Annotated in this window: 7 protein-coding genes and 2 pseudogenes; 3 read left to right on the forward strand and 6 right to left on the reverse strand. The window is 56.4% G+C overall.

Going from position 1 to position 12430, the window contains the following annotated elements; all coding sequences use genetic code 11:
* Window positions 1-69: 69 nt before the first annotated feature.
* Together LRP30_RS33235 and LRP30_RS33240 are read right to left on the reverse strand one after the other, a co-directional pair.
* The gene (locus LRP30_RS33235) at window positions 70-1224 is read right to left on the reverse strand and encodes a serine protease (protein ID WP_249757534.1); all 1155 of its coding nucleotides are present in this window, start codon (window positions 1222-1224) and stop codon (window positions 70-72) included.
* Entirely contained in the window at window positions 1224-4421 is a 3198-nt protein-coding gene (locus tag LRP30_RS33240; RefSeq protein WP_249757535.1) for a S8 family serine peptidase, read from the reverse strand. The genes LRP30_RS33235 and LRP30_RS33240 overlap by 1 nt, the downstream gene beginning before the upstream one ends.
* A gap of 1639 nt (window positions 4422-6060) precedes the next feature.
* Between LRP30_RS33240 and LRP30_RS33245 the strand changes: the two genes are divergently transcribed.
* Both LRP30_RS33245 and LRP30_RS33250 read left to right on the forward strand, forming a co-directional pair.
* Window positions 6061-6867: a hypothetical protein gene (locus LRP30_RS33245; protein ID WP_249757536.1), complete on the forward strand. Its 807-nt coding sequence runs from the start codon at window positions 6061-6063 to the stop codon at window positions 6865-6867.
* 16 nt (window positions 6868-6883) lie between these two features.
* Entirely contained in the window at window positions 6884-7378 is a 495-nt protein-coding gene (locus LRP30_RS33250; protein ID WP_249757537.1) for a hypothetical protein, read from the forward strand.
* A 612-nt stretch (window positions 7379-7990) separates the two neighbouring features.
* Here LRP30_RS33250 and LRP30_RS33255 read toward each other — a convergent pair.
* From LRP30_RS33255 to LRP30_RS33265, 3 genes and pseudogenes are all read right to left on the reverse strand, one after another.
* The gene (locus LRP30_RS33255) at window positions 7991-8233 is read right to left on the reverse strand and encodes a leucine zipper domain-containing protein (protein ID WP_346016239.1); all 243 of its coding nucleotides are present in this window, start codon (window positions 8231-8233) and stop codon (window positions 7991-7993) included.
* Window positions 8234-9062: 829 nt separating this feature from the next.
* On the reverse strand, window positions 9063-10172 hold the full coding sequence (locus tag LRP30_RS33260) for an IS630 family transposase (protein ID WP_249757538.1): 1110 nt from the start codon (window positions 10170-10172) through the stop codon (window positions 9063-9065).
* Window positions 10173-10859: 687 nt separating this feature from the next.
* Window positions 10860-11163 (reverse strand): annotated as a pseudogene (locus LRP30_RS33265) (integrase core domain-containing protein); the annotation flags it as partial.
* 211 nt (window positions 11164-11374) lie between these two features.
* On the opposite strand from LRP30_RS33265, the gene LRP30_RS33270 reads away from it, so the two are divergent.
* Window positions 11375-11800: an SET domain-containing protein gene (locus tag LRP30_RS33270; protein ID WP_249757539.1), complete on the forward strand. Its 426-nt coding sequence runs from the start codon at window positions 11375-11377 to the stop codon at window positions 11798-11800.
* Here the strand turns inward: LRP30_RS33270 and LRP30_RS33275 are convergent.
* A pseudogene (locus tag LRP30_RS33275) lies at window positions 11797-12014 on the reverse strand (IS256 family transposase); the annotation flags it as partial. The gene LRP30_RS33270 and the pseudogene LRP30_RS33275 overlap by 4 nt on opposite strands.
* Window positions 12015-12430: the final 416 nt, after the last annotated feature.

Below are 12430 nucleotides of genomic sequence, written 5' to 3' on the forward strand. Positions count from 1 at the left end.
CTCTTCGTCTCGTCGGCCCGCTGAAAACTTCGCCGCAAAACGGTTCCCAGGCGCGTCGATTCAACCAACTTAAAGACCAAATCTTTTCTTGACGAAGTGTATTTGCACCGCCCTGTTCTCCGCACTCCACTTTCCCCCGTGATCGACAAACCCCCAGTGATGGAGACCCATCACCTTGAGATCTGCCCGCCTGAGCACCGGAGATCCGGAGCTGCCATCCATGGTGTCGCACGAGTGACCGAAGTCGCTTTCCTCGCCCACCTTCACTCCCTCTGCCGGCATTGTGGATACAACGCAGTCTATGCGTGAAACAAATTTTGGAAAGCCTGCGGGGTGCTGGACCACGACAGCCGGCTCTTTGAGAATTGGAATGGCGTCGCTGAGCGCAAGAGAGCCCCATCGTTTGCCGGGCGAACCGGCAACCTCTATCAGGGCCGCGTCAAGGTCTTCGTCCTTGTCGACGAGTCGCAGGCATTTCTGCATCTCGTCCCCGAGCGGAGAGTCGGATTTGTTGAAGCCGAAGATTACGTCCGCTGACTTGCAAATCGCATCGGAACCGATGCAGTGATAGTTGGTGAGCATCCGATCGTCGCTCACCATAAACCCCGTGCAAGCTGCGGGCCCCTTGCTGCTCACAAACGAGATCTTTGCTACAGGACGACTGGCAACAAAAATTTCGGGCTGATTTGCGCGGATGTACTCGATATTTTCCAGGTCGAAGTCCCTGACAATATTGAGCGTCGGTTTTGATGGCGGAACGTGAGATGCAATAGCAGCAATCAGGACGCGGAATTCGGCTCCGGCCGTTGTCGATTCCGTCACTTCGACCAATGCCGACCTTCCCTTGATTTCTGGCGTCCACACATAGCGTTCCTCAGCCAGTTTCCCGGCCGTGTATCGGACCACTTCGTTGTTGGCGGCGTCACGAACGACCACGGCAACGCCGGATGGAGCATTCGATCCGAGAATATGTTCCAGGCGAAGCTTGATGGTCCTGGCCGTTGCGCGTCCTTGCATGACGGCTATTCTGCCGTCAGGCGTACGATCCAACGACGAAAGCTCTCGCTTGACGTCTTGTAACTGGCCGTCAATTAGCGGCGCGCGCCCTTCCTCGACAGTTTGGGCGACGACCTCACAACCAAGCATCACCGTCAAAACGGCAGCGACGCAGCCTGTCCGCATGACAAGAACGTCCTCCTTGCAAATGGCCGTCTTCAGCGACACTACCGCTTCACCATCGGAGCGACGTATCGAACAATATCCTTGACCACAAACGCGCGCCCCTGCTCCAACGGTCCAAGACCACCACTGGGGAGCTCTTCCCTGACATCCAATCTGAGCGTCCCATATTTGGCGAACACGCGCGCATCCTTCGACAGAGACGCTCTGCTATTTTCCGGTGATCGTTTGTGAAAGATAGTGAGCTCGCGTGGATTGGCATTCGCGCGCAGCCCTCTCAGCTGCCATGGCGGAATCACAATACTGTATTCGTAGTCGGAAATAACTGGTCGGAACTCCAAATCGGCGTCGTCCGAATTTGTTACGTTCTTGACACGGTACCTTTTTCCGCTCTTGTCCTGAAGCAGGCCATCGCCCTCAGGAATAAGAGCGCAAGAGGAATCGACCCGACCTCCGAAGATAGCGTTCGTCTCCTCATCGCCAGTCCCTACAGGCGCCGGTACGGATTTTGAGCAGGTGATAAGCCGTTCCTTGACATCCGCAGGAGCGGCTTTAGGTCTCATAGCCCGCAGCAACGACGCGATTGCAGCGACCTGCGGCGCGGCCTGCGAGGTGCCGCTGAGAAGTCCAAGAAAATTGCCCTTGACCGAACCCAGAATATCGGCTCCCGGCGCCGCGACGTGAACCCGCCGTCCGAAATTGCTCCCGACGCCAGCGAGCGCAAGCAGCGCTGCGTCGGTGCCGCGGTCCAGTGCTGCAACCGAAATCACGTTCGGCAGATCAAGGCAGGCCGGCCTCATATCGCAGATCGCAGTGAACTCCTCCCCAGCGTTGCCTGCGGCAATGACGAACAAGGTTTCATAAGCATCGCCGCGGATCACGTCGAGTACCGGATCGCCGTGCGGACCACGGCTGTCCGCGCCACCCGAGCTGGTTCCGCCGGATACATCCGTTGGTACCTTTTGATAAAACATGCTGATGTTGACGACATCCAAACCTTTTGGCGCGGCGTTCAGCATCTTCCGCAAGAGGCTGGCCAACTCCAGACTCGATACTTCCACCTCCTGACCGATGACCGTTTGGCTGATCTGCCCGGCATAAAGCGTCGCGAACGGATTGATGCCCCAAAGTTTGTCGCTGACCTTACCAACCATCAGGCTCGCGACATGTGTCCCATGTGTGCCACCGCCAATCAGCTTGGATGGCTTCAACCAAGTGCAGGGCGCGTAAAACGGAACCGCCGCTATCGTTGCAGGTGTGGGGGTTGGGGTCGATGTCAGAGATTCGGTTTCGATCGGCTTTAGACGTCCTGCTTTCGTAACCTCCTCGAACGCGCAATGCGTCAGGTCGAGATCCGTGTCGACGACCCCGATACTCCCGCCCTTTTGCTGAACGGCCATCGGATAGTCTGAAAGTCTCTTGTAGGGGAAAGCCAGCCCTTCAAGAACCCGCTTTTGAAATTTCGAAAGCTCTGACGGGTCCAGCTCGCACGGATCGGCCTCGATACCCTTGCAACGTGTGTCCCATTCCGGCCCCAGAGCCGTGCTGTTCGGCGCGAGGCGCGCCGAGCCAGATGCCGTCGTACCGAGCGACTTGAACACCGCTTCAAGACCTGGAGCGGTAGTGACCTGTCCGGGCGCCTGAATTCGATATTCCGGCTCAGTTGACTGCGACGCCTTGGCGGGTACCTCTCCAGTCCGTAACACGAGCGGACCGCTCTGCTCCGAGGATGCGGGCGGAGTTATTTCCACCGTAAGACCGGAGCCTTTCTCCGACGCGGTCGAGATATCGATGCTTCGCGCTATGTAGGACATCTTCGGAAGCAAAACCACACCCGAGTAATCCTGCCTGAGCCTCTCCTCTTGATTGCGGTTTCCTGCGAGTATCCGGTTCTTGCATTGATCATCGTACTGGTCACACGTACCCAGTTCACGAACTACAATGTCGCTAATCTTTTGGCCCGCGCGCTTGCGATAAACGACCCATCCCTGCTCCTCCTCGATCGGGACACTCGGAAGCAACAGGGAAGCAGGCGGCTCGACGTGCCATGTACCGATCGAGGGTCTAGATTTTCCGCTGGGCCGCTTAAGATCCGGTATGACGTCGCGGATGTACGCGCCCGACCTTTGTTCTTCCGGGCTAGGTTCGGCCCTTCCACGCTCGCAGATTTTTGGATTCAAATCACACGCAATACTATCGAGTTCAACCGGAAACGGAGATCCATAAAACAGCCGGTTGGTTCGAAATGCGTCTTCAATTGTGGTGAAGCTTTTGGCCTGATAGAGCTTCAAAGGAAGTCGTCCATCATTGAAGAGCGCGACGTACAAGCGCTTGAAATCGGCGGCAATTTCATCGGGCTTGTTGCCGACCGTTCGGAAATCGATCACCGGCGGTTTGACCGGCACAATCTCGCGGGCAGCCGCAGCTTGACGAGCAGCAGCCTCACGCGCAGCGGCCTCACGCGCAGCGGCCTCACGCGCAGCGGCCTCACGCGCAGCGGCCTCACGCGCAGCGGCCTCACGCGCGGCTGCTTCTTCGGCGCGGGCCGCGCTTTCACGGATCAGATCACTCGCCAAAGCGATCAGATACATGGGTGATGCTTGGTTGGTTCGACCGTCTGACCCGATGTGAAGACCGAGAATGGCAAGGTCCCTGACCGAGTAGAGCAATCCACCACTGCCGCCTCCCGTCGTATCGCAATCGTGGAGAATCGCGCCCTGACTATTGGTGCCAAGCACCGAACAATTTGCGGCTGTCCGCAACTCGGCTTTCTCATTCATGCCGATAAAGAATGCACTTTCGCCCTTGAGTGGTATGCGAAGCAACAGCTTCGCTGTGCCGAATGTTTGAGAGGGAGTCCCTTCCACGTCGAAGACGGCATAACCCCGCTGCTCGTCGATTTCGGACGGAGAGCCTTGCACGCGAAACGACTTCCGCACCTGTTCTGTCAGGCCGAAAACGACCGTCAGATTTTCGGCACCGAAGGCGCAATGCGCCGCAGTCAGGATGTGGCGATCGGAAATGATGATGGCCGTGCAGATCTGTGCGGTTCCATCCGGCAGCACGGAACGCAACAGTCCGACCGGCTGCGCGGCTTGCCGGATTGGATCGTTCGGCGCCAGAGAAGCCAGCGGCACCGAGTTATCAGCCCCCACGGTTGCGGCATGCGCAGTGCTTGCAGCGAGCACAACAAGCAGTGATAAGGCAAATCGACCAATCAGCTCCAGAATGACACGTGTCATCTGATTGCACCGTGCATCCGCAACTCTGCCGAGATTCGCACCGCGAACGACGGCAGCAGTCCAACTTGAAATAATGGCTTACAGAAATAATCGTTTATAATAAGGGATCTTCGAATATCTTACAACCATAAAGTGCTCTTGGCCTTCGTTGGACTCGCGACGTCGACATCATTGGCCACACCAAAGAGCTGGAGTTACCGATCACCTTTGGGCGGAATGACAATAGCTTGGCGGCGCCGAATCTTCGGGATGGCGCCCCCTTCGGCTTCGAGGATGGCATACCGAAGTTTTCATTGATCTCGACCCGGGGGTATCTGGACAGGGAAGCTGACACACTCCGACTCCCTTTGGCCGAAACAGCCATCGCATTGTGTATGCCAGCCGCGCAGTGAAATGCAGTCTGGATGTGTCGATCAGAAATGGTGACAGCAGTACAGATCGCTTTGAAGCCGTCAGATCATTCAGAACTCAGTAAACCGACGGGCTGGCCAACTTGTCGGACCGGATTGGTCGCGATCAGAGAAGTGACGGCGGGCTCATCGTCCTGGCCAATTATTTTGGTGTGCCTGGCATCGGCGATAAGCATAGCGAGCAGGAGCAGGGAAATGCAGGCAATGACTCTCGTAAACCCGAAGCATGGATGCTCTTCATGTGCACCTTGCTCGATCCAGCAAAATCACGATGCAAGGCGTAAAGATGCAAGTCTCAGGCAATAAAGCTAGCGCGCCTTCCGTAATTCTAAAACCAGAAAGTGCTCAACGGCGGCTCGCCTCTTTTGGGTGAACGCAAGACTTCAGGCCTGAACTCCTCCGGCAGGGCGTGCGACTCTACCGTGGGCCACGACGAATCGAAGCGGGACTCTTACGGCAAGCATTCGCGTCAGTACGCCATTCTTTTGCGATGGCCCGCCCGTTTCAACTTGGGGCTTCGGTTGATTTGAGCCGCAGAAAGCTGCCGAAAGACGATAATTGTGGCGGCCTGGGAAGTTCAACCATGACGCTTGTCCGGCAGCAACAGCTTCAACAGCGGCTCCAGAGCAAGCATTTTCCCTTGCGGCAACGTCAGAGGACCGGATAAAGCAAGGCTGCGATCTCACGAGACTGCGCGAAGCGCGCGATCGGCGCGATGGGCGTCCGTCGGGGTCCAACATGACCGTATCCTGCGTGCCGTGGATTGCGCGAATGTAGTCCGAGAACGCTGCCTCGAACGGGAAGGCGACATGCTGGCCGTTCCGGGTCCACGACGGATGATCCGAGCCACGCATAGCCGCATGTTATTTCGGCGCACGTGATCTGGTGAGCCCAAAATGGTTGTATTCCTGCACACCTTCACTAGAAACGCATTGAGCTCAAGACTGACAATATCGTTGATCAGACAAATGCTTCACTCAGAGCTGCCGAAACCGGTTATGTCCATGTGCAAGATGGCAATGACGTTCTTGTCCGAACGCTTGTATTGGTCAGCAAATTTCGCTCGCCCCTCGGATACTGACCTCATCCAAAAAAGTCATGAACGGTATTGTTGCCTCCGCTTGAATTCGATTGCCATCAGCGCTCTCGGCTTAAGACCGCAGGTTGGTTGACAGAGGGAACGTCATCTGCTCTGCTATTTAAAGCTGTAAGGTGACGGGGGGATTGCCTTGACCGCGTTTCGTGGCGTTTTTGCTGCGTTGGTAGTTGCCTGTTTGGGCGCTTGCGCAGTCATTCCTGAAATCCCACCCGACTTCGCCCTTCCCGTCCGGGCGATAGTCGCGCAATCAGCCTGCGAGCTTCGTGACGCGTTTATCGCGATTGATGCAACACCAGAATTCAAGCGTTTCAAAGCAAAGCAGTGGCAGGTCAGTATCACGCTCCTGCCAAGAGCGGAATTCGATCTCAATTCGGGCGGCGGTCTGACACGACGAACCCTAAACAATCCTTTGCGCTTTACGACTTGGGCCCTCAGCGGGCCCGGCTTTCAGCTTGACGACAAGGGTATTCGGAGTAGTGGCATAACCTACAGCTTCGTTTCAGGAACACTTATGACGGACAGGACATTAGTATGTCCTCCCGACTATCCGTCAATCCACGTATTGGCTCAGCACTTGGGTGTAGGCCGATGGTTGTTTCGGTCAGCTGAAACGCTTTTAGTTGCCTCCTCGCTTTCGGCCGACAAGCCAAATTACAACAGCGAAATCACGATCCGATTGTCGGCAAACGGGTCGTATAATTTCACGTTTCCTGGGGGGACCGATCTTGCGAGTTTTGGTGGTAGCTATTCACTCGACGAGCAATTGAACATTAGCATGTTTCCAATTGCGGATAAGGAAACTCTCGAGATCACCTCCCTCCCGAATAGTCAGCAATATACAAAGCGGGTTACTTCGCGAGTGCTCGTGGTCGCACCGGAGGTCCGCCAAGACCTACAGGGTATTGAGACGGCGATACGCAGACTGCAGACACAGTAACAGGTGGAAGGCGGCCATGAAGTGGATCTTGTACATGATGTTGTTCACCACTCCGGCAGCCAATGTAACGAACAAGGCCGAAAAGGAATGCCTTTCTCACAGCGACGTCAAACAACTAGCGACAATCGTCAAGTGCCGCCCTGAATATGAAGGCAAGCACATATGGTCGTTGCAAAGCGCCTCACAGTTGGAATTTTCGAACTTTCAGGGCTGCGTAGCGACGCAAAACAAATTGATTGCAAATTCCAACGTCGCATCCACGATGACGCTGCGCACGTGGTGCTTTTGCGACTCGGACAAAAATGAGTGTCCGACTGATGAGGAGGCAGTCGCGACGATCCGAGGTATCCGGTCTTGCGAATTGAGTCCCACAGGCCAAACCTGCGAGGACGCGCGTAAGACCTTTAACAATTTCGTTGGTCAGAGTCAGGCCCCGGGCAAAGGGCAAAACTCAACGTCGATACAGCTGTATCCCCCTCCACCAGACATCCGTAGCCGGGGACAGCAATAGCTGAAACACGGGTCCGTTATATATTCAACCTCAATCGCTGCATTTTGGGCTCGTCATGCACTTTTTGCAGTCGGTCGCGCCGGCGAGGTAGACCTACACTAGCCCTCGTTGGGGAACCAATCGAATGGCCGACTTATAAGATTTGCGACCAAAGCTTATCGGTGGAAGATCCGCTCCAACAACGACCAAGCATATCTGGCTACAGCGCCGTAGAAGCAGCAACCATCACGCAGGCCAGACATCCTCCCCATAAAGGTTGTCCTGCTTCTCGGCCGACTTGAACCTTAGATGAATTGGCCTATGGCTTAAACATCTCGTCATCGACATCCTCCCTGTTTACTAGCGGGTGATCGGGCATGTGTTCTCAGCAATTTCAGAGATATGACGGGATGACACCGATCATTCCATCAAAGTCAACCAACCCGGGCGCCAAGAGCTTCTTCAGCTCGAATTCCCACATAGTTCAGAACGGTAATCCCATAGCCTAGCTCCGGGGGTGAACTATAAGGCTATTGAGGGCCTTTATTGTCTCAGCACGTAAGGACCTCGTTGGTGTGCATCGCTCGCATAAATTGGCTGGCCTTTCGCATGGCTACGATGGACAGCACTTTCTCACTCGCCTCGAAGCTGAAGACAGTTAGGCCGTAGCTTTCTTTCGCTTTCTGCGGCGCAACACCTCGACGGCGACGCGCGTCGCTGGCGGGTCTGGCTCCGCGATGAATGAGGTCGCGACGCGCGGTCGCGCAAACCATCCACACCTTCTGCGCGGAACCGCTTGACCCATTTGGCCACCGTTTTCACTGTCGTGTTGAGTCGATCTGCAGCGGCGACCTGGGTCAGCCAGCGCTCGACCACGCCTCGCAACTCGGGAATCGCCTGCGCAAGAAAGATACGTGCCCCGCTGCGCAAAACTTCTCTGAGTTATCGGCCCGACAGGGCATCGCTCCTTCGGTGGAGAAGTGGAGGCGTCAACCACCCCCCACGATATGCCGCCTTCGATTCCCGTCATCACCAACTTTTCGGCGATAGCTTGACCGAAGCTGCTGCCCCCATCTAAGTCGTATCGCGATCATCATGTGTGAACGACTTCACATCGCACGCCAAGACAAGTCGTAGACCAGGGCTCGCGTGCGCGAACCGGCGAGGCATTTCGGACTTCCTGCCGACCTAAATTGACGATCTCAGCAACAATCTTCTGCTTTAGCTGGGAGTGCAAGCCTTCACGGCCGATCCGGTCACGCCGACCGGGGTCATGGGCGCGTCTCGCCTCGGGCGAAGTGATCAATTTCGGGAGGCATTTGCATCCCCGTATGCGGCGGTGGGGCAGACGAACGCCGCATCGAAAGATGCCTCGACCAGTGGCACACGGCGTGCAGTGCATCTGTTGCGTGGGAATTTCCGTGTCCCGGCTCAGGAATAAAGGACGCGGCGTATTTTCGTGACACGAGTGTCGTCTTTGCTTGGGATACTCGGCGCGATTTCGTAACAGGTCAATGTAGGAGGAACTATTGAGCCACGAATTACCTCCGCAACGGTCCAGGTTCCTCGTTCGAAGGGGGACCACCGGCTGGATGGTTTATGATCGAGAACGCAAGGGGCCGGCGCTGTTAAAGGATCACAGCTTGGCCGAGAAGCTGTCCAGGGAACGGGCCGAACAAGTAAGGCAGGCACTAGTCACGTGAATCTAAAGTTCGCCACATAAAGTCTGCTGGGCTTTGTGGCAGAAGCGTTTGACGGAAGCCAAAATCTGGTCAGCAGACTTGGTCCATTTGAAGGGCTTCGGGTTTTGGTTGTGCAGGTCGATGAAGGTGCGGATGTCGGCCTCGAGCTGCCTGACGGAGGTGTGAACACCTCGCTGGATCTGCTTTCTGGTGAGTTCAGCGAACCAGCGCTCGACCTGATTGATCCATGAGGCGGAAGTCGGCGTGAAGTGGACATGATAGTGAGGCCGGCGGGCGAGCCACGCTTTGATCTTGGGTGTCTTGTGAGTGGCGTAGTTGTCCATGACGATATGGACATCGAGGCCCTCAGGAACTTGAGCATCGATCTCTTTTAAAAACTTCAAGAACTCGACTGCCCGGTGGCGCTTGTAGCATTTGCCGATGACGAACCCCGAGGCGACATCGAGCGCGGCAAACAGCGAGGTCGTACCATGCCGCACATAGCTGTGCGTGCGACGTTCCGGCACGCCAGGCATCATCGGCAAGACCGGTTGCTCGCGATCGAGGGCCGGAATCTGGCTTTTCTCATCGATGCTGAGGACAAGGGCTCGGTTCGGTGGGGACAGATAAAGGCCGACAATATCGCGGACCTTGTCGACGAACAGCGGATCGCTCGACAGCTTGAATGTCTGGCTGCGGTGCGGCTGCAAGCCGAACGCCGCCCACATTCTGCGGATCGTGGTGTGGGAAAAGCCAGTTTCCGCAGCCATCGAGCGGATCGACCAGTGCGTCGCGTCGGCCGGCGTCGTACGCAGCGTGCGCTCGATCACGGCGGCAACCTGATCGTCGTTGATGGTGCGAGGGCGGCCAGGGCGTGCCTCGTCAAGCAGGCCATCACAGCGATCCTTCAAAAATCGGCGGCGCCACTTGCCAACGGTGTGTTCGTGGAGGCCGAGTTCGGCAGCCACAGACTTGCTTGGCAAGCTATCCGCACACCGCAGGATCGCGCGGCATCGCTCAGATAGCGACCGCGCAGCACGATGACGACGAACTTGCCTCTCCAAGTACGCCTGCTCCTGCGGACTCAGCATCAACGGCGCGATCGGCCGGCCTTTCCCACCTGCATTCGCCACAAGCGCTCTCCTCTCTCGAGATTCGAGCTATCAACTAATGTGACGAACTTGCGTTCCGGATGACTAGTTGATGGTTCGATTAACTGTTGGCTATGATCCCTTGAGGTGATCCTTCGATTCAGGGAAATGAAAGTCTACCTGTGTTCAGCTCCGCTCTGGGGTCTCGACGCTGAGAACATAGCCATTCGTTCATGCGCCGCCCAGCCGGGGCTGGTGAGTTTGCCGATGACCTTCAGACAATCGGCGTACGAACGGCTGGGGCGTCGGACAAAACGCATAGTCCTGTCCTTGCCTACTGGCAGCACCAGCCATTTTGCAAACCCCCGTCCATCGACCGCTAAGCACCAGACCGAGATGCTGGACCATAGAGTCCAGCCGCGCCGTGCGTCTCGCGGATGACGCCATCCCGCCGGCGAAAGGCTCAGTGAAGATCTGGCCTCCGCACAGGACGGCGTTGCGGCGGAAGCGGTGGGCGATCACCAGGAGCTCTACGATCCGCACGGCCAGCGGCAAATCGGTCACGCGTCACCGCATTGTTTTTGGATACGACGCGACAATTGTTCCCCATCCCGAAGCGGCTAGAGTTTCGGGCCTTTTGCAGCGAGCCCGAACTTTGGACCACACAGAACTAGCGTTTTGCGCCGTGATCACGTTGGCGGGCTGGTGCGCCGACGTGGTTGTGCAGCAAATCGGCAATCGATTGCCGATCGCCCCATGGGGCCGTTCTTCGATATAATGTCTGCGCCAAGCCTCCAGTTTCTCCGGGTCATCCGCAAGGGACAGGAAGCGGTTGGCATTGAAGCATTCGGCCCGGAAGCGGCCGTTGAAGGCCTCGATGAACACGTTGTCGTAGCGGCCAGCTGGGCCGCGAGAAATCCAGCGTGACGCAGCGCTCATAGGCCCGCGGGTCAAGATCGCGCGACACGAATTCGCTGCCGTGATCGACGCGGAACGTTACCGGGACTCCCACCTTCTTGCAGGCCCTCTCCAGCACCTCCACCGCGGAAGGCGAACCGTGGCGCCAGCCCTGCGGCATGTCCTCGTCGAGCGACAGCCGAGATCCCGATCCGTGGCAGCCGCTGAAGGAATGCAGCGATCGAGGAAAAATCGAGATTGTGACGGGGACGCGATTAAGCGATCCTACCAATTTTTGCAGGAGATTGCACGGCTTAGGTTAGTTAGCTTGCTGATGTTAGGGAGATATGTCAGTGTTGATTGTTGAAACGATTTTGAAGCCAGACCAGTTTGGCGGTATCGGACTTTTCTCTGCTACTCTTTTGCCTAAAGGTGCATTAATTTGGATTCATAACCCAATCGTTGACATTGCCGTGACACCCGAACAGTACGAAACCTTACCTCGAACCTTTCAAGCTTTACTAGACAAGCATGCCTATCCAAGAGACCTCGACATTGATGATGGGGTTCTAGAGTACAATGCTGACAACGCCCGTTTTATGAATCACAGCAGTCAACCAAACACGTACCAGGACGATCATTGCCGAATTTTTACAGCCCGTGACGTCCAACCGGGTGAAGAACTGACTTGCGATTACTTGTCTTTCGATCCAAGGTGCGACTTATCGTGGGTTAAAGTGCCATCGCCGAATGTTGGTGCCGGAGCGGGCTAGGCGGCAATGGATTGAGTAGGATCTGCGACTTCGATTCCGTTAGCGAATTTACGCAGGGAGAGTTTCGGCAACTGGTTGTGGCCATCGACGCGACGCCAGCTTTTTCTCGGCGACATCGGCGAGCTTGAGATTACAGCGAGTCTTGTTCGACAGACATCCATTGTACGGTGCGGCAGCACACGCTCGCGAACGCGCTTTCTATGACGTTGGTAGTCGCCCTACGCGGGGTCCTCTACATGTGTTGTGCAAGTCTAAGACTTCGTTACCGGCGCGCTTTTCGCGTGAATATCTGCAACGAGTCCTGGCAGTGACAACACTGGGCTGCTGTTATGCTCCTCTACGATTCTCTCGGGCGCACCAGCCGAATACTTCGATGACTTCATTGACTAGAGCGACCCTGTTCGGGTGATCGACGTATTAGTCGATGCGCGCGGTTTGGCTGAGATGAGCTTTGAGGTTGCGGAGCCAGCGGTCGGCGTCGCGCCCCCTCTGTGTACCTCGAACTCTGCGAAGAGTTGGTTTTTTTGGGCGACGGCGAGCCGTCGCCATCGATGGCAGCAAGTTCAAGGCCGTGGACAACCGGGGCAGGAACTTCACGCGCGCGAAGGTGGAACGACGGCGTGCTCAGTT

This window comes from Bradyrhizobium sp. C-145 (assembly GCF_023375135.1).
Taxonomy (GTDB): Bacteria; Pseudomonadota; Alphaproteobacteria; order Rhizobiales; family Xanthobacteraceae; genus Bradyrhizobium; species Bradyrhizobium zhanjiangense.